The sequence below is a fragment of the Weissella halotolerans DSM 20190 genome (assembly GCF_000420365.1).
GTDB lineage: Bacteria > Bacillota > Bacilli > Lactobacillales > Lactobacillaceae > Weissella > Weissella halotolerans.
In genome coordinates this window covers 267,293-291,287 of sequence record NZ_ATUU01000001.1, presented here as the reverse complement: position 1 = coordinate 291,287, position 23,995 = coordinate 267,293, and the positions used below count along the sequence as shown (strand labels likewise).

At 42.4% G+C, this 23,995-nt stretch carries 22 protein-coding genes; all 22 read left to right on the top strand.

The window, feature by feature from the left end; genetic code table 11:
* Nucleotides 1–24 precede the first annotated feature (24 nt).
* The 22 genes from dltC (at nucleotide 25) to G414_RS0101330 (ending at nucleotide 23,994) form a co-directional block, all read left to right on the top strand.
* Nucleotides 25–264 carry a D-alanine--poly(phosphoribitol) ligase subunit DltC gene (gene dltC, locus G414_RS0101435; RefSeq protein WP_022791089.1) on the top strand — a complete coding sequence of 80 codons (240 nt, stop codon included), beginning with the start codon at nucleotides 25–27 and terminating at the stop codon, nucleotides 262–264.
* Nucleotides 257–1,507: a D-alanyl-lipoteichoic acid biosynthesis protein DltD gene (dltD, locus tag G414_RS0101430; protein ID WP_022791088.1), complete on the top strand. Its 1,251-nt coding sequence runs from the start codon at nucleotides 257–259 to the stop codon at nucleotides 1,505–1,507. The genes dltC and dltD overlap by 8 nt, the downstream gene beginning before the upstream one ends.
* Nucleotides 1,508–1,805: 298 nt before the next feature.
* Nucleotides 1,806–2,801: a D-2-hydroxyacid dehydrogenase gene (locus G414_RS0101425; protein ID WP_022791087.1), complete on the top strand. Its 996-nt coding sequence runs from the start codon at nucleotides 1,806–1,808 to the stop codon at nucleotides 2,799–2,801.
* A gap of 115 nt (nucleotides 2,802–2,916) precedes the next feature.
* Entirely contained in the window at nucleotides 2,917–4,068 is a 1,152-nt protein-coding gene (locus tag G414_RS0101420) for a PTS sugar transporter subunit IIC (protein ID WP_022791086.1), read from the top strand.
* A gap of 150 nt (nucleotides 4,069–4,218) precedes the next feature.
* Nucleotides 4,219–5,208 carry a lipoate--protein ligase gene (locus G414_RS0101415; RefSeq protein WP_022791085.1) on the top strand — a complete coding sequence of 330 codons (990 nt, stop codon included), beginning with the start codon at nucleotides 4,219–4,221 and terminating at the stop codon, nucleotides 5,206–5,208.
* Nucleotides 5,209–5,221: 13 nt separating this feature from the next.
* A complete protein-coding gene (locus G414_RS0101410) occupies nucleotides 5,222–6,331 on the top strand; it encodes a thiamine pyrophosphate-dependent dehydrogenase E1 component subunit alpha (protein ID WP_022791084.1) in 1,110 nt (369 codons plus the stop codon).
* Entirely contained in the window at nucleotides 6,331–7,311 is a 981-nt protein-coding gene (locus G414_RS0101405; RefSeq protein WP_022791083.1) for an alpha-ketoacid dehydrogenase subunit beta, read from the top strand. The genes G414_RS0101410 and G414_RS0101405 overlap by 1 nt, the downstream gene beginning before the upstream one ends.
* Nucleotides 7,304–8,602, top strand: coding sequence for a dihydrolipoamide acetyltransferase family protein (locus G414_RS0101400; protein WP_022791082.1), 1,299 nt, complete (start codon nucleotides 7,304–7,306; stop codon nucleotides 8,600–8,602). Before G414_RS0101405 ends, G414_RS0101400 begins: the two co-directional genes overlap by 8 nt.
* A 2-nt stretch (nucleotides 8,603–8,604) precedes the next feature.
* A complete protein-coding gene (gene lpdA / locus G414_RS0101395; protein ID WP_022791081.1) occupies nucleotides 8,605–10,011 on the top strand; it encodes a dihydrolipoyl dehydrogenase in 1,407 nt (468 codons plus the stop codon).
* Nucleotides 10,012–10,099: 88 nt separating this feature from the next.
* Nucleotides 10,100–10,993: an alpha/beta hydrolase gene (locus G414_RS0101390; protein WP_022791080.1), complete on the top strand. Its 894-nt coding sequence runs from the start codon at nucleotides 10,100–10,102 to the stop codon at nucleotides 10,991–10,993.
* Nucleotides 10,994–11,107: 114 nt separating this feature from the next.
* Complete coding sequence (locus G414_RS0101385) at nucleotides 11,108–11,860, top strand: ABC transporter ATP-binding protein (RefSeq protein ID WP_022791079.1); 753 nt, start codon at nucleotides 11,108–11,110, stop codon at nucleotides 11,858–11,860.
* An 11-nt stretch (nucleotides 11,861–11,871) separates the two neighbouring features.
* Entirely contained in the window at nucleotides 11,872–13,638 is a 1,767-nt protein-coding gene (locus G414_RS0101380; RefSeq protein ID WP_022791078.1) for an FtsX-like permease family protein, read from the top strand.
* Nucleotides 13,639–13,767: 129 nt separating this feature from the next.
* On the top strand, nucleotides 13,768–14,571 hold the full coding sequence (locus tag G414_RS0101375) for an alpha/beta fold hydrolase (RefSeq protein ID WP_022791077.1): 804 nt from the start codon (nucleotides 13,768–13,770) through the stop codon (nucleotides 14,569–14,571).
* Between the two features lie 582 nt (nucleotides 14,572–15,153).
* Entirely contained in the window at nucleotides 15,154–16,164 is a 1,011-nt protein-coding gene (locus G414_RS0101370) for a zinc-dependent alcohol dehydrogenase family protein (protein ID WP_022791076.1), read from the top strand.
* Nucleotides 16,164–16,877, top strand: a complete 714-nt coding sequence (locus G414_RS0101365) for a DUF6198 family protein (protein ID WP_022791075.1) — start codon at nucleotides 16,164–16,166, stop codon at nucleotides 16,875–16,877. The genes G414_RS0101370 and G414_RS0101365 overlap by 1 nt, the downstream gene beginning before the upstream one ends.
* A gap of 2 nt (nucleotides 16,878–16,879) precedes the next feature.
* Nucleotides 16,880–17,284, top strand: a complete 405-nt coding sequence (locus G414_RS0101360; protein ID WP_022791074.1) for a VOC family protein — start codon at nucleotides 16,880–16,882, stop codon at nucleotides 17,282–17,284.
* An 86-nt stretch (nucleotides 17,285–17,370) separates the two neighbouring features.
* Nucleotides 17,371–18,012 (top strand): ABC transporter ATP-binding protein, encoded by a 642-nt coding sequence (locus G414_RS0101355; protein ID WP_022791073.1) that lies wholly within the window; start codon nucleotides 17,371–17,373, stop codon nucleotides 18,010–18,012.
* Entirely contained in the window at nucleotides 18,009–18,788 is a 780-nt protein-coding gene (locus tag G414_RS0101350) for an ABC transporter permease (RefSeq protein ID WP_022791072.1), read from the top strand. Before G414_RS0101355 ends, G414_RS0101350 begins: the two co-directional genes overlap by 4 nt.
* Nucleotides 18,789–18,856: 68 nt before the next feature.
* Nucleotides 18,857–20,011 (top strand): serine hydrolase domain-containing protein, encoded by a 1,155-nt coding sequence (locus G414_RS0101345; protein WP_022791071.1) that lies wholly within the window; start codon nucleotides 18,857–18,859, stop codon nucleotides 20,009–20,011.
* A gap of 15 nt (nucleotides 20,012–20,026) precedes the next feature.
* On the top strand, nucleotides 20,027–20,497 hold the full coding sequence (locus tag G414_RS0101340; protein WP_236695784.1) for a Fur family transcriptional regulator: 471 nt from the start codon (nucleotides 20,027–20,029) through the stop codon (nucleotides 20,495–20,497).
* A gap of 300 nt (nucleotides 20,498–20,797) precedes the next feature.
* Nucleotides 20,798–21,364 (top strand): LbetaH domain-containing protein, encoded by a 567-nt coding sequence (locus tag G414_RS07085; RefSeq protein ID WP_022791069.1) that lies wholly within the window; start codon nucleotides 20,798–20,800, stop codon nucleotides 21,362–21,364.
* Between the two features lie 44 nt (nucleotides 21,365–21,408).
* Nucleotides 21,409–23,994 (top strand): glycosyltransferase, encoded by a 2,586-nt coding sequence (locus tag G414_RS0101330; RefSeq protein WP_022791068.1) that lies wholly within the window; start codon nucleotides 21,409–21,411, stop codon nucleotides 23,992–23,994.
* The last annotated feature ends 1 nt before the right edge of the window (nucleotide 23,995 follow it).

Sequence of the window (23,995 nt, the reverse complement as noted above, 5' to 3'; positions counted from 1 at the left end):
TTTTAAATACAGGAGGATAGAATGATGGATGTTAAAAGGGAGGTAATCGCAATTATTGAAGATCTCTTCATGGAGGATATTTCTGATATGATGGATGAAGATTTATTTGACGCAGGTGTCTTAGATTCAATGGCGGTTGTTGAATTAGTGTTGGCCCTTGAAAGCAAATTTTCAATTAAGATTCCAGTCTCTGAGATGGGACGAGATGATTGGAATACGGGAAACAAAATTGTAGCGGGGGTTGAGGAATTACGAAATGCTTAAAAAATTCTGGCTCATCTTGGGGCCAGTTATAATTGCTCTTGTGGCGATTATTGGAATTGTCTTTTTAAATGATGCCCATCCAACGGTGTCCTATCAAAAAGAACTTACGGCTTCCACAGCGCTGACCCTTCAAGTATTTAAGAGCGCCACCCTTAAGCAAGCTGCACTATCAGATAAAGAGCACCGTTTTGTCCCATTTTTTGGTTCAAGTGAATGGAATCGAATGGACGAGATGCATCCATCTGTACTGGCAGAGGGTTATCAACGATCTTACCGCCCCTTCCTTTTAGGCCAAAAAGGGGCCACGTCACTGACTCAATTCTTTGGTATGCAGCAGATGACCAAGCAAATGCAGGGTAAGCAAGCGGTGTTTGTGATTTCACCTCAATGGTTTACCCTACAAGGAGCTAATCCAGATGCTTTTACCTATTATTTTGGAACTGCGCAAGGGCTAAAGTTTTTGCAAAATCAAACAGGTAGTCAGGCAGATAAAGTAGCTGCTCGTCGTTTCTTGCAAGTTATGCCCAAAAGTAATGTCAAGACAATGATGAAGCGCGTCGCTAAAGGACAGGATTTGACCCAGTTTGATCAGCAAAAAATTCAACTACAGTTAAACATGCTCGAACATGAGGATGCGTTCTTTAGCACTTGGCTGACCAATGATAATTTTACTAAGCGGGTTAAGCCTAAGGCAGATGCTTTGCCCCAGCCATATAACCGAGAAGCCTTAACACAACGGGCGACAAAGTTAGCTCGGCAGGAAACTAATACGAATCCCTTTAGTATTCAAAATAGTTTTTTTATAAAGCGTATTAAGGGACATGAGCGAAAATTAGCCAACTCACAGGTGCATTTTTCCTATCTCCAATCGCCTGAATACACAGATTTTCAACTAGTCTTAAATCAGTTTGCGAAAACAAATACCAATGTCCTCTTCATTATTCCACCTGTTAATCAAAAATGGGCGGCCTATACAGGCTTGAATGAGGATATGTATGCGCAAACGGTGGCTAAGATACGCTACCAGTTGGAACAACAGGGTTTCAATCATATTGCTGATTTGTCAAAGGATGGGGGCCACCCTTATTTCATGCAGGACACAATCCATATGGGGTGGAATGGGTGGTTAGCTGTCGATGATTATGTCGATCCATTTTTGACCAAACCACAACCAAAGCCGCATTATCGAATTAATAATGATTTCTTGAGCCGGCAGTGGGCAAATTACCTACCAAAAAAGTGATCGCAGAAAGTGATTGCAGATAGTATGCATAGAATAAGTAGCCTTTTAGGTTGCTTATTCTTTTTTTATTTCCTTTTGTCAGGGCTTGTGCAAAAAGGTATCAAGTAAGTTTATTGACTGAAGAAACAGGTAGAAAGTGATTCCGGCCCCCTTTTAGGAAGATAATGAAAGCGATTAATAGTGATTTATTGTTGAATTTTTCACAAATCATGAGTATAATAACCTGTGTAAGCCTTAGGTGGACGTGTTGAAAGTCTAAGTAGCTGACTAAATCATATGTATATAGGAGATTCTAACCATGAAGATTTTTGCTTATGGAATTCGTAAAGATGAGGAACCCGCATTAAAGGAATGGATGGAAAAGCATCCAAATGTTGAAGTAGACTTTACTGACGAATTGTTGACCCCTGAAACGGCTAAGTATGCTAAGGGTGCTGATGCAGTTGATGTTTATCAACAATTGGATTACACACCAGAAACATTGACGGCTTTGCATGACCTTGGTATCAACAAGATGTCATTGCGAAATGTTGGAACGGATAACATCGATTTTGATACAGCCCGTAAGTTTGATTTCCAAATTTCAAATGTGCCAGTTTACTCACCAAATGCGATTGCTGAGCATTCTATGATTCAACTATCACGGTTGTTGCGTCAAACTAAGGCCATGGATGCTAAGGTTGCAAAGCATGACCTACGTTGGGCACCTACCATTGGTCGTGAAATGCGGATGCAAACAGTGGGTGTGATTGGAACCGGCCACATTGGTCGTGTAGCCATTAAGATTTTGCAAGGCTTTGGTGCTAAGGTTATCGCCTATGATAAGTTCCAAAATGAAGAAATCGCTAAGCAAGGGTTGTATGTTGACTCACTTGACGACTTGTATGCTCAAGCTGATGCCATCTCATTGTACGTTCCTGGGGTGAAGGAAAATGATCGGATGATTAATGCTGATGCGATTGCTAAGATGAAGGATGGCGTTGTCATTGTTAACGTCGCCCGTGGAAACTTGGTTGATACAGATGCTGTAATTGCCGGATTGGATTCTGGTAAGGTAGCTGCCTTTGCGATGGATGTTTACGAAGATGAAGTTGGTTTGTTTAACGAAGACTGGTCAAACAAAGAATTCCCAGATGCTCGCATCGCTGACTTGATTGATCGTGAAAATGTTTTGGTTACGCCTCACACTGCCTTCTACACAACGAAGGCAGTTTATGAGATGGTTACGCAATCAATGGATGCCGCATTGGCCTTTATTGAAGGTGAACAACCAGCCATTGCTGTTGAGTACTAAACTGGGGTTAAAACGATTCTTTGAACATCAAGGTTAGGTTTTGAGTAGACAGTCGAACCTTTTTGTTTTGTAAGTGTAGCTAGTATTTTTGAATAAAAAAAGAGTAGGGAAGATTATGAATAATTCTGTATTTGATGGTTCTTATAAGCTCCATCCAAAAGATTTTTTCTTTAAGGTGCTGAGTGGATCAGCACAAGGTATCTTGATTGCGGTCTTGCCATCTGCGGTCTTAAAGTATATTTTGATGCCGTTGATTGGTAGCGGTGTCCAATGGGCAATTGACTTAAATGCCATCCTTGTTTTGTTCTCATCATTCTTGCCAATTTTGGTTGGAATTGGGGTTGCCATGCAGTTTAAGATGCGGGCCTTGGATGTTGGTGTGATGGCTATTGCTGTGGGTGCCTCATCGGGTTCAATTAAGTGGGCTGTTGCAGATTCGGGATTTGTTAATCCTATTACGGGCATTGCTACTAAGACTCAAAGTACGGTTTACATGATGCAAGGAGCTGGGGATGTCATCAATGCTATGATTGTCTCAGCGATTGCTGTTTTGGTTATTTGGTTAGTAGCCAAGTATCTGAATGGCTTTGGAGCGGTAGCCATCATCTTGAGTCCCCTCTTGATTGGTGGGGGTGTTGGACTGCTAGGTTTCTACTTAGCCCCTTATGTTGGTACCATTACGGCAGCAATTGGCGACGTGGTCCGGCTCTTTACTGATTTGCAACCATTGCCTATGTCAATGTTGATTGCGATTGCCTTTGCCTTCTTGATCATGACGCCGGTTTCAACTGTTGGTACCGCTTTAGCTATTACCTTAGCTGGGATTGGTGCTGGAGCTGCTGGTGTTGGTGTGGTCGCCTCAACCGTTATCTTACTGATTAATTCAGTTAAGGTTAATAAGACTGGAACGTCTGTTGCCATTTTCTTAGGTGCTATGAAGGGAATGATGCCTTCTGTCTTTAAGAAGCCGGTAATTTTCCTATCAATGTTTGTTACGGCGGCCTTATCAGCGATTCCGGTTGCCTTGTTCAATGTCCAAGGAACACCAACGTCGGCTGGTTTCGGTTGGATTGGAATGGTTTCACCAATTCAGTCAATGTTGGTTAAAGGCTCTGAATCGGTCTTTGTTAACCACGTAATTGGATTAATTCCAGCCTTGATTACATGGTTTATTGTGCCGGTTGCAGTTGGCTTTGTAGTTGATTATGTAGCAACAAAGATCTTGCATTTGTACTCACCAGAGGATTTGCAACAAGAAATTAATTAAGCTTTTAAAACGTTTTGGCTGTCTAGCCAAAGCGTTTTTTATTTTCTTTGAAATAAGAATTGACAATTGTTAAACCTATGATAAAGTAAAGATGTAAGCGATTACATAAATATTTCCAGTCAGTGCTTTTTAACGGGATGGAGCTCATATATGAAGTATATAAACTATTTTGGAACAGATCCGGCAACTAATATAGCCATGGATGCTTGGTTGTTGGAAAATTTACATGCTGATGAACCGGTTGTGGCTTTGTGGCAAAATTCACCAACCATAATTGTTGGTCAAAACCAGAATACCTGGGCAGAGGTGAATTTAGATTATGTGAAAGCGCATCAATTGCCCGTAATTCGCCGGGTAACAGGTGGTGGTGCCGTCTATCATGATTTAGGCAATCTGTGCTTTACCTTAATTTTACCAGTGGAGAATTCAGGATCAGTCGATTTTTCCACCTTCGTTAAACCAGTTGTAAAGGCCTTACATAATATGGGCATTCCAGCTGAAGCGACGGGTCGTAATGATTTAGTAATTGAAGGTAAGAAGATATCAGGTAATGCACAACGTTATCAGAACTGTTACTTGATTCATCATGGTACCTTACTCTTTGATTCTGATGTCGATGCGATGGTTCATGCACTGAACGTTGCCGATGAGAAGTTTATGTCCAAAGCAGCCAAATCAGTGCGAGCACGAGTAGGGATGATTAAAGATTATGCTCCAGACTTAACCATGGAAACATTTAAGGCAGAATTATTAAAGGAGTTGACGAATCATGGTAACGATCCTGAGTATCAATTAAGTCCAGAGCAAAAGCAGTCGATTAAGGACTTGGCTAAAAGCAAATTTGCCACCTGGGATTGGAATTGGGGAAAATCTCCTGATTTTGATTTCCATAATCATGCTAAATATACAGGTGGAGCCATTGATGTATTTGCCAATGTTCATGCTGGCCACATTACCGATATTGATTTTCAGGGTGATTTTCTGGGCGTGCGCGACTGGCGTGAGATTAAAGAAGACTTGATTGGCCTATCTTTTGACCCTACGGCAGTATTAACCGTCTTACAAAAGCACCATGATGGTCAATACTTTGGCAGTATCACGGATGAGGAAGTTGCAATGTTATTTACCAACAACAAGTAGATAGGAGATTGACATGACAGATAGCAAAAAAATATTAGATTTCGCCGGTCAATTAGTTAATCAGGATACCGAATTTCCAACTTTAGAAGTTTTAAATAACGAAGGAAAGATTATTGATCAGGCTGGTTATGAAGCTGCCGACCTGTCATCAGAAGAGCTTGTTCAATTGATGACGGAAATGGTGCAAAGCCGCGTACTCAATGATCGTTCCACTAAGCTGTCTAAGCAAGGTCGGTTAGGCTTCTTTGCCCCAACCATGGGTCAAGAGGCATCGCAGATTGCATCGAATTTCGCCTTTAAGCCGCAAGACTGGATTATGCCAGGTTACCGTGATATTCCAGAGTTAATTATGCGCGGTTGGCCAATTTATAAGGCCTTTCTCTGGTCACGAGGACATTATGAAGGAAATGAATTTGGTGATGTCCGCGGTTGGTTCCCCCAAATCATTATTGGTGCCCAGTACGTGGAAGCTGCTGGGGTTGCCTTGGGCCTGAAGATGAATGGTGAGGATGCAGTTGCCTATGCCTATACCGGTGATGGTGGTTCATCGCAAGGTGATACTTATGAAGGTATGAATTTTGCCTCAGCCTATAAGGCACCAGCAGTCTTCTTTATTCAAAACAATGGTTATGCGATTTCGACACCGCGCCCAGTGCAAACTGCCGCCCAGCACTTAGCAGCCAAGGGTTGGGCAGTCGGAATTCCATCCATTAGCGTTGATGGAATGGATGCTATTGCCATGTATCTAGCAGCTAAGGAAGCTCGTCAGTGGGCCGTTGAAGGTAAAGGACCTGTTTTGATTGAAACGTTAACCAATCGTTTTGGCCCACATTCAATGTCAGGTGATGATCCACTTCGTTACCGGACACAAGAGGATATTGACGAGTGGCACAAGAAAGATCCGTTGATTCGTATGCGGATTTTCTTAGAGCAGCAGGGCCTCTGGAGTGAAGAAAAAGAAGCCGCAGTAATATCTGATTATAATGAAAAAATTGATCAAGCGGTCAAGGAAGCAGATAACATTCACAAGCAAGCTGTGTCTGATTTGATTGAATCAACATTTGAAGTCCCAACGTACACGCAAAAGGAACAAATTGAAAAGTTCCGTCAGGAGGGTAACTAATGTCTAAGAAAACTTATATTCAAGCAATTAATGAGGCACAAGATATGGCCCTAGGTCATGATCCTAAGGTTGTGATTTTTGGTGAAGATGTTGGTGAGAATGGTGGTGTCTTCCGAGCAACTGATGGCTTACAAGCAAAGTATGGTAAGGACCGGGTCTTTAACACTCCATTAGCTGAAAGTGGTATTGGTGGTCTGGCCATTGGGCTAGCAGCCACTGGTTGGCGCCCCGTGATGGAACTTCAATTCTATGGTTTCGTTTATGAAGTGATGGATTCCTTAGCTGGTCAGATGGCCCGTAATCGTTTCCGTTTCCATGGGACCCGTAACTTTCCAATTACGGTCCGTTCACCTTATGGTGGTGGTACCAAGACCCCTGAAATGCATGCTGATTCCTTAGAAGGCTTGATTGCACAAACACCAGGTATTCGGGTAGTAATGCCATCAAATCCGGTTAACGCCAAAGGCTTGCTCCTGGCTTCCATTGAGAGTAATGATCCTGTTCTCTTCCTTGAGAATCTGCAGTTATACCGGTCAATGCGTGCCGATGTGCCCGATGAGTACTACACAACGCCTTTAGATAAGGCAGCCATTGCGCGCTCAGGAAAAGACGTTTCAGTGATTGCTTATGGTGGCATGGTTAGCAAGTCTTTGACGGCGGCTGAAGAATTAAGTAAGCAAGGAATCGATGTTGAAGTGTTGGACTTACAGACGGTCAGTCCCTTAGATATTGAAGCAATTGGCGAAACAGTAAAGAAAACGCATCGGGTCGTTGTCGTGCAAGAAGCTCAACGGCAGGCTGGTATTGCTGCTGCTGTGATGTCTGAAATTGCCGAACGGTTTGTCTTGGAACTAGATGCCCCTGTTGGTCGTGTTGCAGCACCAGACTCAATTTATCCATTTGCTCAGGCTGAAAATGAGTGGTTGCCTAATCCAGATGATATTATTGCAGCGGTAAAGGAGGTCGTTTCATATGACTGAGATATTTAAAATGCCAGATATTGGCGAAGGCATGGCTGAGGGTGAGATTTCCAACTGGTTAGTAAAGGTTGGGGATGAGGTTAAAGAAGAAGATGCAGTCGCTGAAGTACAAAATGACAAACTGCTGCAGGAAATTCTTTCACCTTATAGTGGTAAGGTGACCAAACTCTTTGTGGAACCTGGGACTGTGGTTGAAGTAGGTGCGCCGTTAATTGAGTTTGATGGTGATGGTAGCGGTAGTTTGGCTGGTGATACATCAGCCCCAGCTGCCAGCGAAACCAGTGAAGCGGCGGCAGCTCCAGGGGAGTCAGCTAATGTTAGTCCAGCACCGGCGACAGCGCCAGTGACGACCGGGGCTAAAACGGCTGTCAATGGGTATGTTCTTGCTATGCCAGCGGTTCGTCACTATGCTCGCCAACACCAGGTTGATTTAGCGCAAGTCCCTGCGACCGGTCGCCATGGTCATATCACGATGCAAGATGTAGAGCAGCTTGCCGGACAGGCAAGTGCAGGTGCACCAACACCAGCTCCAGTGGCTGACCAAGCGCCTAAGCCAACCGCTGCTCCACAACCACTTCCAGATGGTCAAGGTGAGTATCGTGAGCCTATGTCAACGATGCGTAAAATTATCGCCAAGAATATGGTTGAGCAAGTGACAACGGTTCCTCATGTAACCTTGATGGATGAGGTTGAAGTATCTAAGTTAGTTGATCATCGAAAGACCTTCAAGCCAATTTTGGCTGCAGATGATATTCATTTGACTTATCTTCCTTACATTGCCAAGGCCTTAACAGCCGTTGCTAAGAAGCACCCGATGTTAAATGCACACTTGGATTCAGCAACTCAGGAAATTGTCTTTAATGAGCATGTTAATGTTGGCATTGCAGTCAGTGTTCCAGATGGCCTGATTGTGCCAACTGTCCAGCATGCTGAGGCTAAGTCTATGCGGACCATGGCGGTTGAAATTAATGATTTGGCTGAGCGGGCTCGTAATAATCAATTAGCCCCTGCTGAAATGAGTGGTGGTACCATTTCCATCTCAAATATCGGTTCAGCTGGTGGTGGTTACTTCACCCCAATTCTTAACACTAACCAGGCCGCTATTTTGGGTGTTGGTCGAATCCATCAAGCACCAACAGTGAATGCTGAAGGTGAGATTGTGGTTGGGCAGATGTTGCGGCTATCCTTGAGCTTTGATCACCGGTTAATTGATGGGGTCTTAGCACAAGAGGCTATGAATGATTTAAAGAAGATGCTGACGGATCCAGCAGCAATGCTGATGGAGGTATAGGAATGGTTGTTGGAACATTAACTGAAAATGTGGATACCCTGGTTCTCGGGTCTGGCCCTGGTGGTTATGTTGCGGCTATCCGAGCAGCCGAGTTAGGCCAAAAAGTGACCATCGTTGAACGAGATTACATTGGTGGTGTCTGCTTGAATGTTGGCTGCATCCCCTCTAAGGCTTTGATTACGGCTGGTCACCACCGCCAGGCCATGCTCAATGGTAGTCCCTTTGGGCTAGCCAGCCAAGGGGTTAGTTTAGACTTTTCTAAAACCCAAGATTGGAAGCAAAATACAGTAGTGCATACGCTGACCAGTGGAGTTGAGATGTTATTAAAGAAACATCATGTACAAATTGTGCGTGGCGAAGCCCGCTTTGTTGATAATCAAACGGTAAGCGTTGCCACTGAAGATTCGGCTTCACAATACTCCTTCCGACACGCCATTGTGGCAACTGGTTCGCGACCAGTTGAGATTCCTGGTTTTGCCTTTAAGGGACGGGTTCTTGACTCTACCGGTGCTTTAAATCTCCCAGAAGTACCTGAACATTTAATTGTGATTGGTGGTGGGGTCATTGGAACCGAGTTAGCGGGTGCCTACCTGAATTTAGGTGCCAAGGTAACGATTCTTGAAGGCCTGCCACGCTTGCTGAGTGGCTTTGACCAAGAATTGACTAAACCGGCCATTGATGACTTGAAGCAACATGGAGCAACTATTGTGACTGAAGCTAAGGCAAAGTCGGTTGAACAGTCTGAAGATGGGGTCAAGGTAACTTACGAAGTCGGGGGTCATGAAGAGGTTGTAGCAGGATCTTACGTTTTGGTCTCAGTTGGTCGGCGACCAAACACGGATGAAATTGGCTTAAATAATACCAATGTTAAAATGGGCGAACGTGGTTTGATTGAAGTTAATGATCAACAGCAAACGAGTGTGCCTCATATTTATGCGATTGGTGACATTGTGGCTGGTCCGGCTCTTGCCCACAAGGCTAGTTTTGAAGCTAAAATTGCGGCAGCTGCAATTAATGGCGATGATGTGCATGATGATCACTATGCCTTACCAAGTGTGGCTTATACCAACGTTGAGGTTGCTTCCGTCGGTGAGACGCCAACTACGATTAAGGATAAGGGCCTGAATGCGAAAGCCTTTAAATTCCCCTTTGCAGCTAATGGACGGGCAATTTCTATGGCAGAAACAGCTGGCTTTATCAGGCTCGTGGTTGATCAAGAGACACAGGCGGTTATTGGGGGTCAAGTTACGGGTGCAGGGGCATCAGACTTGATTTCCGAACTGGCCCTGGCAATTGAGAATGGCTTAACTGTTTCTGATATTTCATTAACGATTCATCCACATCCAACCTTGAGTGAAGGCATTATGGACACTGCTGAATTAGCTGAAGGGCTACCAATTAATATTTAAAGCGTTTATAAAAAAGAACTTGTGCAAGCACAGGTTCTTTTTATGTTACCGTAGATTGAACGTATCTTTTATGAAATGGAGAAAGAACATGGCCTTGTCTAAACAAGCGCAAGATTTAAATGAAAAATTAAACGCCATCCATTATCGACAGCAATTATTAGCGGCTTTTAGCCAGCCAAAGGCAAGTGATTTAATTTCAGCCATTCAGCCCAACCGTTTTAAACCCAATATTCAGCAAAAGCGGCAAAGGTTAAGGGGTGGGCAGCTTTTGACGTTAGCACAGCCAGCGAATGGATTGCATAAAACGATTATGATGTTTCATGGAGGCGGCTTTGTGCTAGCTGCCAGCAATGCTTTTCGTGAAGTTGCCCTTTACTTTGTCAAAGCGGGTTTTCGGGTTGTCATTGCTGATTATCCTTTGATTCCGACTGTGTCAGCACAAGCTTTACGACAATGGGCTTTGGATGCTTACCAGATGGTACAGACGCAGGAAGGGCCTTTAATCGTCTTTGGTGATTCAGCAGGCGCAAATATTGCTTTACGCTTGGCCTTGGATTTAACACCTAAGCAAGTTGCCGACTCCTTGATGGGGTTAGAATTAGTCTCGCTCTGTCCAGATTTAACGTTTGCTAGTGCCGATGTTAAAGCACGCGCCCAAGCAGACTTAGTTTTGGATCGAACGGGGATTAAGGACTATCAAGCAGTAACCATGGGGGCGGCAGGGATGGCTACTTTCAGCTTTACTCAGCAGCGGTCTTGGCCGAGTTTAGGTGTGATTCGGATTGATAGCGGTGCTAATGAATTTATGGTCCCTGATGTAGAACGTGTTGCTGCTGGGTTAGCTAAGAATCCCGACAATCAAGTGAAAGTGAACATTCATCCTGGCTTAGTCCACGATTTTATCATGTGGCAATGGTTACCAGAAACACAGGCCACTTTAGCGGGAATGGTCAGTTTTTTCAAAAAATTAGACGAAAAATAGTGCTACACTACTTGCTGTACTATATGACGTATGCTACTATGAATGATGTAATAAAAAACACCCTACTAACACGGGTTATTTATGAATCGTCAGAGTAAAGGAGTATTAACTAATATGGTAGAACCAGTTCTTGTAGCCAATCATATTCGGCAAGTCTATACGAGTTCGGCAGGCGTGCAACAAGAGGTATTAAAAGACCTGTCTTTGCAAGTACAACCCGGTGAATTTTTAGCCATTATGGGCCCTTCCGGATCCGGTAAGTCAACGTTATTAAATATTTTGTCAACTTTAATGACGCCCACGGCGGGTACAGTTAAAATCAATGGACGTGATATCCTTAACATGTCAGATCGAGATTTAGCTCATTTTAGGGGTAACGATATGGGCTTTATCTTCCAAAATTATAATTTGATTGATAGCTTAACCGTGGCCGAAAATATTGGCTTACCCTTAATGTTACAAAAAGAACCAGTTCCGCTCTTGCAAGAGCGAACCCAGTTAGTGGCAGAGTTACTTAATATTAGTGACTATCTGTCAAAATATCCAGCTGAATTATCAGGTGGTCAGCAACAACGGGTTGGCGCTGCCCGGGCCTTAGTGCATGAGCCCGCACTTATTTTTGGTGATGAACCAACTGGAGCACTGGATTCAGAAAATGCACGTGAGATGATGCAGTACTTAACGAAAATTAATCAGCAAGAGCATATCTCGATTCTCATGGTAACGCATGATGCTTTTTCAGCTAGTTTTGCTTCGCGGATCTTATTCTTAAGTGATGGTCAAGTTTCTGGACAGTTAACCCGGGATGGCCAAGAACGAGATGCCTTTTATCAAGACATTCTCCAAACTTTGGGCAATTTTGATTAGGAGGTCGGGCCATGTTAATTAAAATTGCAGCTAAAACAATTCGTCAACAGTGGCGAGACTATTTAGTTCTCTTATTAGGTACCACCGTAGCAGTTGCCATCTTTTATATGTTTTCAGTTATGGCAACCAACGATACCTTTTTAAAGGGGAACGCTTCCATGAAATTGATTGTCCCAGTTTTCATGTTAGGTGAAGTACTGTTGGGACTCATTACCTTTGTTTACTTGAATTTTGCTAATAACTTTCTTTTAAAATTACGGCAGCAAGAATACGGGCTTTTTTCGATGTTAGGAGCGACAAAGCGACAAATAGGCACACTGTTAATGGAAGAGACCCTGCTGGTGGGCAGTTTAGCAACTATCATTGGTATTTTAATTGGAATGGGGTTGACCGGTTTAAGTGCTAACTTTTTTATGCAGCTCATCGATGTTAAGCTAGCCCATTGGGCGGTGGTGACGCCACAAGCGCTTGTCGTGACAGTTTTGTTTTTTCTCATCGTTTTCGTTTTGAATGGACTTTATAATCGTTGGCGGTTAATGCGCCAAGATACACTCACGTTACTGACGGCTGACCGCCAGGTAGGGGCTACTCCCGTTAAGGCAAAGGGGCGTTGGTTGAAGGCCAGTTTGGGCTTACTTTTGTTAGCAGGAAGTTATGGCATGATGACGCAGCTAAGTACGGGTGGTCTTTTTGCACTCATCTTGGCGTTGATATTAAATGTCGGTGGAACGTATCTTTTCATTGGGCAGACCTTGAATCTATTGACGGCTTATTTGCAGACTAGCCGGTTTGGCCAGCGGGGATTAAGAGCCTTTGTTAACGGTCAATTGCGTTTTCGTTTACCTGAATATAAACGAATGTTAACGATGATTGCGGTTGTTTTCGGGATGGCCCTAGGGGCAATTAGTGTTGGACAGGGTTACTATATCACGTTGCCCAAGCTAGCAGCACAAAGTAGTGGCATAACTATCGCAACAAAGGCTGACAACAAAGCACTAACGCAGTTAAAAGCGGTCGATTATCAGGCGACCGTCCATTATGTGAATCAGGGAGATAAGACTTATCTGTTGCGGACTGATTTGGGAATTAAAGTACCGACGGCTGTTTATCAGAGAAATCAAACACGTTTAACTTGGCAGCCAACAAGTCAAATTGAGGATGCTAATGCAAATGCAACCTTATCTGCGCTAGGTATTTATGTGAATCCTGAAGCCTATACGACCAATGTGATCTTAACAGATCAGTTACCTAAGGGAACCGTGAAGACAATTTCGATGGTGAGAACCGCAAAGATGGATGCAAATCGGAATGTCTTAAACCAACTATATCAGCAAGAACAGGAGCATGCACAACAGGTTGATTTGATTCCAGGAACATATGGAACGTTAAAGACATTGAAAGGTCTCTTTGGGGGTCTTGAATTTATGAGTCTTTTCCTTGGCATTGCCTTTATGATTATGTTGGCGTCGACGCTGATGTTTAAGACCCTAGCCAGTGTTGGTACCGATCGACAGCGCTATACGATTCTAACAATGTTAGGCACAACGCGGGGACAACGCCTGCGTGCTATGATGACTGACTTAGGTATCTTATTTAGTATTCCAATGGGCATTGGTCTATTAGATGTTGGCTTTGGTTTACAGATGTTTAAGGATTTGATGAGCGAGCCTTATGCTGGACTCGGGGGGGCCTTGGTGATGATGTTGTCCCTATACATTTTTTACTATGGGTTGACGGTCTTTATCTATCGCCGACTAATGGAACAACCTAAAAACTAAAAATAAAAAATAGTGAAAGGCTATCTAGGGGGGCTAGATAGCCTTTTTGCTGTCTTCAAGAGAAGAAAACGCCTATAATAAAAGTAACTTGGCGGTGAGTCAAATTGGTCATACACAAAGGAGACTAACATGGCGGTAATGCAGACGACTGATGGAACACAGCTTTTTTATGAAGATAACGGATTGAAAGGACATCCGACCTTAATTTTTTTACATGGTTTTTCAGGGAACCATGCCGAGTTTTTAGCTCAGCAAACTTTTTTTACTGAGCAAGGCTACCGGGTGATTTTATTAGATTGGCGAAATCATGGACAGTCTGCCCGCGTAACTTATGGGTTGCGCATTAGCCAGTTAGCGAATGATTTGGACCAAGTGCTCAGTTATCTAGACCTAACTTCGGTGCAGCTGGTTGCACATTCAATGGGGGCAGCAGTAGGTTGGGCCTACTTATCCCTCTATGGTTCGCAGAGGATTCAGAGTATCATCACGATTGACCAATCACCACAAGGTTTGAATTCAACTAATTGGCCTTACGGTTTTTGCGGCTATGGTTGGCAGGAACTAGCGACGGTTTTGCAAGTTTTTCCGAAAATAAAAATGACAGCACATCGTTTACCAGATACAACATTTGAAGCGATTCGGACACTGCAAGCACAGTTTCCCTTTGATTTAGCGGCCAATCAAGGCTTACTACGAGATCACTTAATTCAGGACTGGCGTGACGTTTTAAGTAGGCTAACGGTACCTACATTACTGATTGCGGGGGCTCAGTCTCCTTTATGGTCACCCCAACATGCCGAGGTAGCAGCTAATTTGGTACCTCAGCAACTAGGCAAGGTCGCTATTATTGAGCAGAGTGGTCACTTACCGCATGCTGAACAGCCACGAATTTTCAATCAGGTAGTAGAGCGCTTTTTAAACAAATTGATATAGACTACGCCTAAGTAGGAACTAAAAAAGCAACCAGCATGGTTGCTTTTTTTAATAGGGACGGCACTGAGAATGTGCTAACTAGAACAAAGGAATTTAATGTGAAAAAATAAACTTTATTTTGCTTTTTGAGCTCGCACAGAATAAGTGTTTTTGATTGTGAGAAGATTGAATTTGCAGAACGGCTGTATATATACCAGACTATTTTACTTAAAATGAATGTTAATATAATTATTTCTAAATGAAAACCGGTTCCATAAAATGCTTGACCTTTTAATGTGATAAGGTATAATAATGTTTGTGAATTACTTATTTAATTAATAACAAATTTAGGTATATAAAAAAATGTCTAGTAGTTTGTGATTAAAATATCTTATGCAGTTAGCAGCGAGTGCGGTGTTTGTAACCGTAACCACGACCAATTATAGACATATATAATGTATTGTACTTTAATTTGCATTTGTTAGATAGGTAATACAAACTGAAAACGTTTGCAAAAACCGTTGATTTTTTCTTGAAAAGGGTTACAATGGGTTTGTAAACGTTAGGAATTTTAGCGCACCTAGTACAATGGAGGAATATATTATGAAGGCCTTATTATTAAATGGTTTGAAGGACATGGAAGTTGAAGATATTGACATGCCTGAAGTAAAGCCTGATGAAGTCTTAGTTAAGACAGCTTATGCAGGAGTTTGTGGAACTGATCGTGCGCTTTATGCGGGATTGCCAGGTTCGGCAGATGCTGTTCCACCAATTGTTTTGGGTCATGAAAACTCAGGAGTAGTGGCCAAAGTTGGTAAGAATGTAACGGAGTTCAAAGAAGGTGACCGGGTAACGGTTGACCCTAATATCTATGATGAGACGTGTTTCTATTGCCGGACTGGCCGTCCTGAACTATGTGACAACTTGTCAGCCGTAGGTGTTACCCGGAATGGAGGATTCGAAGATTACTTCACTGCTCCCGAGAAGGTGGTCTACCATGTGCCTGATGATGTTAGTTTACGTGCCGCAGCGGTGACTGAGCCAATCTCTTGTGCTGTTCATGGGATGAAACTACTGAAGTTTACCCCTTACCAGAAGGCATTGGTTATCGGAGATGGCTTCATGGGTGAACTATTTGTTCAGTTACTACAAGCATATGGTGTGCACCAAGTAGATTTGGCTGGTATTGTGCAAGAAAAGTTGGACTTTAATAAGGAACACTTTGGTGTAACAAACATCTATAACACTGCTAAGGGTGACCAGATTCCAGCTGACTACGATGTTGTAATCGAAGCGGTTGGTATGCCACAAACACAAGAACAGGCAATTGAGGCCACGCGGAAGGGTGCCCAAGTCATGATGTTTGGAGTTGGTAAGCCTAACCAAACCTTCTCAATGAACACTTATGAGGTCTTCAAGAAGCAATTGACTATTCAAGGTTCATTTATTAATCCGCATGCCTTTGAGGATTCTTTGGCCTTGTTAGCTTCAGGTAAGTTGGATGTTGAACCATTGATTTCAACTGAATTGGGCTTAGATCAAGTTCAGGATTACCTTGAAGGTAAGTTGGGTCAGGTTTCTAAGGCGGTTGTTAAGGTGAACGGTGAGGATTAATGACTCAAGAACACAGCGACAATACAAAGATCTCGATGACTGAATCGATTATGTATTTTGTCTTTTCACTGTTGATTAACGCCTTGGGGAATGTGTTTACCATTGTAACTAGTTCACATATTCATCCTCAATTTTTGGGATCAGCATATTGGACGGCTGCGCAGGTTAACTTAGGTGAAGCATTGCATATTAGTCTCTTTTGGACTTTTCTAATCTTTGGTATGTTAACTTCCTTGCTCAACGCAGCATTAATGCATAAGTTTGATATTAAGCGAATTTTAGGTAATCTAGTCTTTATGGTTCCTTTTTCGGCCTTTATCGATTTATTTGCAGGTTTTTTCAACAAAGTGATGCCAGATGCGACAAGTTGGCCGATGATTATCGCTTATATTATGATTAACTTCTTGGGAGTAGCCTTAATTGCAACCGGTATTTCGATTTATCAGCGGGTTAACTTAGTGTTACATCCAGCCGATGATTTGATGCAAATCTTGCGCTTTAGGTATTTCCACGGTAAGGCTGGAATTGCAATGTGGATATCGTATACGCCACCTACAATTATGGCGATTGTCGCTTGGATTATGACTGGAAAGCTGAAAAACTTTGGGTTGGGAACCTTGTTTGCTTTCCTATGTCAAGGATCAATTACTGGCTGGGCTGATAAGCACATATTCCCAAGCTTGAAGCACCAGCGTTTAGATGTAGGAGAATAATCATGACTTCAGTTAAAGATGCTGTTAATAAGTACGCGACTGGTTTGCAACATATTGGTATTCCAACCAAGGACATGCAGGCAACGACTGACTTTTATACCAAGCTTGGCTTTGATTTAAAGGGACAGTTTATGAATGGTGATGTAACGGTTAAGTTTTTTGAATTCAAGGGGCTTGTGCTTGAGACCTGGGAAGAAGAAAATGTTAACCCCCAAGCAGGGGCCATCAATCATCTATCACTTGATACACCAGATGCAGATGCACTGTTTGCTGCCTTACAGGGTTCTGATTTGAATTTTGTAAATACAGAAGTGCAACACTTGCCTTTCTGGGAAAAGGGAATTAAGTTCTTTAATATTCTAGGACCTAATCACGAAACGATTGAGTTCTGTGAAATTGTCAAGTAGTATTTGTAATCGTTCTAATTAAACGTTAAAATAAGCTCAAAGGAAATCATCCTTTGAGCTTTTTTGACGATGATGGAGGAAGGCACATGCGTTTAGCAGTGAAAGATCTTGGAAAACATTATGGGGAGCAAGTTCTTTTTTCTGATTTGAATTTTGCTGTAACCAATGATGACTGGTTAACGGTGATTGGTGAATCGGGAAGCGGGAAGAGCACCCTTTTAAAAATTATTGCGGGCCTGGTTGATGCCAGTACGGGACTTGTTTTACTAAATGATAAAGAAGAGTGGACATATCCAGTTGATGAGTATCGACAACGGGTCTCTTATGCTACGCAGGCGGCACAGCTATTTGGGGAGACAGTTCGCGATAACCTGGACTTACCATTTTTGGTCCGAAAGCAAGAACCTGATGTAAAGCGACAGGTTGCCCTATTAGAACAGGTTGAGTTACCGGCGGACTTTTTGGATCGAAATATCCATGATTTATCTGGTGGGCAGCGTCAGCGAGTTGGGGTTGCGCGGAATTTAATTTTTGCGCCAGATGTGTTGCTCTTAGATGAAATATCAACTGGATTGGACGCTGACACCAAAGCGGCTATTTGGCACCTGGTTGAACATATGCAAGCAAAAGCGCATTTTGCTGTTCTTTCAGTAACGCATGATGCGCAAGAAATTAAAAGTGCTAAATGGACCTTGAAAATTGAAGATGGACGGGGAGTATTATCATGAATCAGACAGTCGATATAAGTAATACGTCATTAATCCTCTCATTGGCTTTAGTGTTGGTTTCCTTAGGAATTAGCTACCAGCAGAAATTGCACATTGAAAAAGAAACGATCATTTCAGTTATCCGGGCAGTTGTGCAACTTATTATCGTGGGTTATTTGCTCAAATTCATCTTTAAAGTGGATAATATCGCTTTAACGATGATTATGGAACTCTTTATTATCTATAATGCCGCCCGTAATGGTCAGCGGCGTAGTCAAGGAATCCCAGGAGCTTTTTGGATTTCTTGGTGGGGCCTTTTGATTGCCACAACGTTAACGGTTGGCATCTTAGTTTTGACCAAGGTGATTGCCTTTGCCCCCTTCCAATTGATTCCAATTACTGGAATGGTGGCTGGCAATGCAATGACGGCTACGGGATTGGTTTATCGGAGTCTGAACCAGCAATTTCATGATCAACAGCAAATGGTTTTGGAACGATTAGCATTGGGGGCCAAACCAAGTCTAGCGGTAGGTGATATTGCCCGTGAGGCAATTCGGACAGGGATGCAGCCTACTATTGACTCGGTACGAACGTATGGTATTGTTTCCTTGCCAGGGATGATGTCTGGTTTAATTATGGTCGGGATTGATCCAATTAGAGCGATTAAGTATCAAATTGTGGTGGTGTTCATGCTCCTTTCAGCTACGGGGATTGCGAGTGTTTATGCAAGTTATCGGGCAGTCAAACGGTTCTTTAACCAGCATTGGCAATTAGCATTGCCAAAAGAGGACCAATAAGAGCATAATCTAACATGACCTTTTAATCGGGGGATTAAAGGAAATTAATTCATTTGGGGAAAGAAACTATGAAGGTTCCAAGAAAGTGGCTTAAAGCTAGCTTGCTCTTAATCATTTTATTGTTAACGCTTTTTATTACTTGGCAGGTCGTGGGTTACTATCAGCAGTGGCAGGCCGGTCAAGAACGGCAACGACGACTGAAGGTGCGCCGTCAACAGGAAAAGATTGCTGGTCGACGGCAGACTTTAGGCCTTGTTCAACCGCAGACAACCTGGGGAAAGCAAGTTGACCAACAGTTACAAAAGGCTGGTTATTCAGGATCAGCCCTAGTGATTGACCATGATAAGCCCGTACTGCATAAGGGGTATGGTTGGGCTAATCAGGACAAACAGATTAAAAATCAGCCTGATTCTGTCTATCCCTTGGCTTCGATTACTAAGAATTTAACGGCTGTGATGGTTATACGGGCTTTGAAACAACATCATTTATCAGTTGATACGAAACTTGCTCGCTTCTATCCAAAATTAGCAGGTAGCCAAACGGTTACCATTAAAGACCTTTTGACAATGATGAGTGGTTATCAAGATGTTCCTTTTCCTAAACAGATGCTTTCTGAAAAAGAGTTTTACCGCTACGTTGCCCAACATACTAAATATCAGGGAAAACCTGAACAATGGCATTATAAGGCGGTAAATTATCAGTTATTGGCTGGTGTCTTGTACCAATTAACTGGCCATTCTTACACACGTAATCGCGAAGCCACCTTTGGTCAGTATCGGTTAATAGGAGCAGATAGTTATTTTAAAAATGATCGGCATGCAATTGGCTACCGTAATGGCCACAAATTAGATGTTGATTCAAAATATTTCCGACAGGAAGTGGCTACAGGTAATTTAATGAGCTCAGATTGGACGGCATATCAACTTGTACGTGATGAATTAACGGGACAACTCCTAACACCTAGCGAGTTCAAAACGATGACGAAACCATATCCCAATGAGAGTTATAGTGGAGGCCTTTACAGTCAAGCCAAGCCGGCCCCTTACTATTTACATGGGATTATGTTAGGCTTTGAGTCAAGTATTTATATTGATCAGACCGGCCAGCGGGCAGTCGTCTTGTTAAGCAACCATTTTAATTCTAAGGGACGACAAAACAGCGATTTAGCAAAGCAAATATACCAAACAATGTTAACGAATAGTCACCTATCTAGCTTTAGCTAGATTAATGTAGAAAGGATGGCGCAACCAACAATGGTAGATGATTATCAAGCAGCCCTGGTCACATTACAGGAAGCCGGTCATAAATTGACTGCGCCACGCAAGACTATTTTGCACTACCTTGTTTCGACTGATCAATATCCGACAGCAGACATGATTTACCAGGACTTATTAAAACAAGGCCATCAGTATAGTCTAGCGACAATTTACAATACCTTAGATATTTTGGAAACCTGTCAGTTAGTTTTAGCCATCGATAGTGAACAGGATGGCAAGCGGCATTATGATTACTTTGGGCATCCCCATTACCACGTCATCTGTGTACGCTGTGGCCGGATTGCAGATGCTAATAATTTTGACTTTAGCCAGTTACCGAATGCCGCTAGTCAAGCAACAGGCTATCATATTCAAAATTACGAGGTCATGGTTAAAGGGTTATGTCCACAGTGTCAAGAACGTTTAGCTACTGACCAAACAGAAATAGACTAAGGGCAGGCATGGTGGCTTAGATTTAAAATGAATTGGCAACTTCAAAATATGTTGTCTATAAAGGCGTTATGTTATAATGACTTGCTTAAGCAAGGATTAGCATAGGGCCTTTTTTGTCATCTATAAGTAGGGGTGAACTAAGAGAAACTATTTTTTACTTCTGTCTTAAGATTTGGGGCTAAAAGTTTGAGCCTAGCACATGAAGCTGTAAAATGATTAGAGGCGGGGCGAGCATGGTCAACTCTAGTTGTGGACCTGCCATGCGATGATCATACTAAATTCGAAGAGGGTTAACACGACATGAATCGTAAACAACTAAAAAATAAACTTGTTCAAGTTATCATGGGCCTTGATGGGCGCGTCCAGTTTTCTGACTACGTCTGGCAGGATGTAAGGTTACAGCCAGAATACTGGTCGAAGTGGTTGGTATTTATTTACCGACTAGGGCGTATTAACTTGTATTATTCCAAGCCCCATTCTGTGCGAAAAAAGATTTGGCGAAAAATCTATCTAAAACTTAATATTAAAGTTACGGAAGGTAAATTGAATTCGCACCTGCCAGCCAGTGCATATATTGGCCAGGGGAGCAAGTTTTTTCATCCTTATGGTGTCATTATCAATTCACATGCTTATGTTGGTGGGCATAGTGTTTTTCGGCATAATGTGACGATTGGTAATCTTGGTCAAGGTAGTCAAGACAGTCCACGGATTGAATATCGGGCTAGTTTTGGTTCTGGGTCAACTTTAATCGGTCCAATTCATATTGGCCATCATGCGACAACCGGAGCAAATGCGGTGGTTACTAAAAGTTTTCCTGATTATGCCGTTATTGTGGGTGTGCCGGGTAAAAATATCCGCCAAAAATGAGAAAACGATTGTAGTGGTCAAAGATAAAAAAGTCAGGAATAAACATGAATAAACTTTTCTATAAAACAGCAAATAAATTCAATAATGGTTTACGACGGGTTGTACGTGAAACGTCAAATTTCAAATTAATTTCGCGAATGTATGCGGCCCATTATAACAAGATAGCCGTTCGAGAACAGACTTATTTTTATGAAACGCGGGATGGTCAGAATTTTACTGATTCACCCGTGCAAATGCTTACTTATTTATTAAAAACAGCACCGCAAGCGCAGCATTATATTACTTATCAAAAAGATTATTTACAAGAAGTGAAGTTAGCCTTTGAATTAAATGGTATTGACCTGACACAAACGGCACAAATTCACCTGGTTGAGCGTGATACAGCCGATTACGTTGAAGCCTTATTGTCAGCAAAGTATCTGATTACTGATTCAACTTTACAAAGCTTTTTTGTCAAGAAAACAGATCAAGTCTACATTAATACTTGGCATGGCACGCCCTTAAAGTCTATGGGTTATGCTATGCCTGAAGGTAATTTTGATTCATGGAATGTGATGCGTAATTTTATGATGGCAGACTATATTGTTTCGCCTAATCAGCATACGACGAATCTATTGTTGACCGATTATCGCCTAAATGGGCTGTATCCAGGTAAAATTGCTGAAGTCGGTTATCCACGTAATGATGTCTTTTTTAATCAGACTAGTCAGGCTCGCTTGCGGCAATATTTGGTGAACCATTATCAATTTGCTAATGATAAACCAACCTTAGTATATGCGCCGACTTGGAAACCAGATGATTTGCGCCGCCGACCAATGGAAGTGGCGTTAGACTATGTGAATACATATGAACAGGTTAGGCAGCAACTAGGTGATCGGTACAATATTTTGATGAAGGTGCATCCTTTTGTCTATAACCGAATTAAAAAAATTGACGCGGTAGCTAATTTTTTGGTCAATGATGGCATTAATGCCAATGATTTATTAGCCGTAACGGACCTTTTGGTAACCGACTTTTCGTCCATTTTCTTTGACTTCTTGTTGACTGATAAGCCAATCATCTTCTTTAATCCGGACGCTGAGGCTTATCAAAAAGAACGGGGTTATTATTTCCCCCTAGAGTCTTTGCCAGGGCCTTCTTTTTCGAACTTAACAGATTTGGCAACGTACGTTAAAGCTGGTGACTTTAGCCAGTATCAGGCCAACTATGATGATTTTAAGCAGCGCTTTGTGAGTCACGATCATGGGCATACAACTGAAAAATTGATGACCTTAGTAAGCCAAGACCGGTCTGATGATCCAGCCATTGTTAAAGCCCAGCTAGGTAAGAAGAAGGTGTTAATTTATACTGGTGGGATGCAAAATAATGGTATTTCAGCCGCTTTAATTAATTTGGTTAACCATTTAGATTATGAGCGCTACGATGTAAGTTTGCTAACAGCTGATAACCGCCATGATATTGCCTTTTACAATAATTTTAATAAGCTGACGGACCAGGTGCGCGTTTTTGTTGTGCGTGGCGAAAGTTCATATGGTTGGTTAAAATTGTTTGGTAAAAGCTTAGCTGAAAAATACGGTCGTTTCCCTTGGATGCATGCCTTATATTCAAAAAAACAAGCGGCCCTGAATACGAGCCGGTTAGTTGGTAATCAGTCCTTTGATGTCGCAATTGATTTTGATAGTTATGTGATGAATAACGGCCAGTGGATTGCAGCTACTGATGCCAAACAGACCTATAATGTCTTGCATAATGATATGTGGTTAGAAACACATAAAAAGATTGACGGTCAGCTCAAGAATCCTAAGACCTTACATTATCTCTATTTTTGGCGACTCTTTGATAAAACGTTGTCAGTTTCAGAAGGGACCCGAAAAATTAATGACCGCAAGCTTGGAAAATACATTAATCGGAGTGGGGTATTAACTAATATTATTGATGCCGACCATATTATCGCTTTGTCTAAGGCTCAGGTGACCTATAAGCCACTCGATATTAGTGAATTAAGAGCAACGGTTGATATGACGAATAGTGCCGATATTACGGCAGCTACCTTTGGCCACATCGATTTGGATAAACGGGTGGCTAGTCTCCATCAACCCGATCCTAGTCGGGCAGCTCGGACCTTTATCACGAATTCACGACTTTCACCAGAAAAGAACCTAGATAATTTAATTTTGGCCTTTATCAAGCTGCATGCACGGTATCCAGAAGTTGAGTTGAAAATCTTTGGTAATGATGTCGGCCATTATGCACCGCTACTTTATGAACTCGTATTGGAACATCAGGCACAAGATTATATACACTTTTATGGTTATGCAGAAAATACCTTTCCGGCCATCGCCCAGGCTGATGTGTTCTTGTTGCCAAGTCATACGGAGGGTCAGTCAATTGCTTTGATGGAAGCGATGGTACTGAAGAAAAATATCATGGCCTCTAATGTGTTGGCTAATATTGAACTGTTAGCTAACGGAAGTTACGGCTTGTTGACTGAGGGCAATGATGAGGCAGCCTTGTTAGCAGGTCTTGAATTGATGGCTGCAGGACGCTATACCCGTTTAAAGGATTTTGATGCAACTCAACATAATCAGCTGACCTTAAAACAATTTGATCAGCTTTTTAAAGGAGAATAGA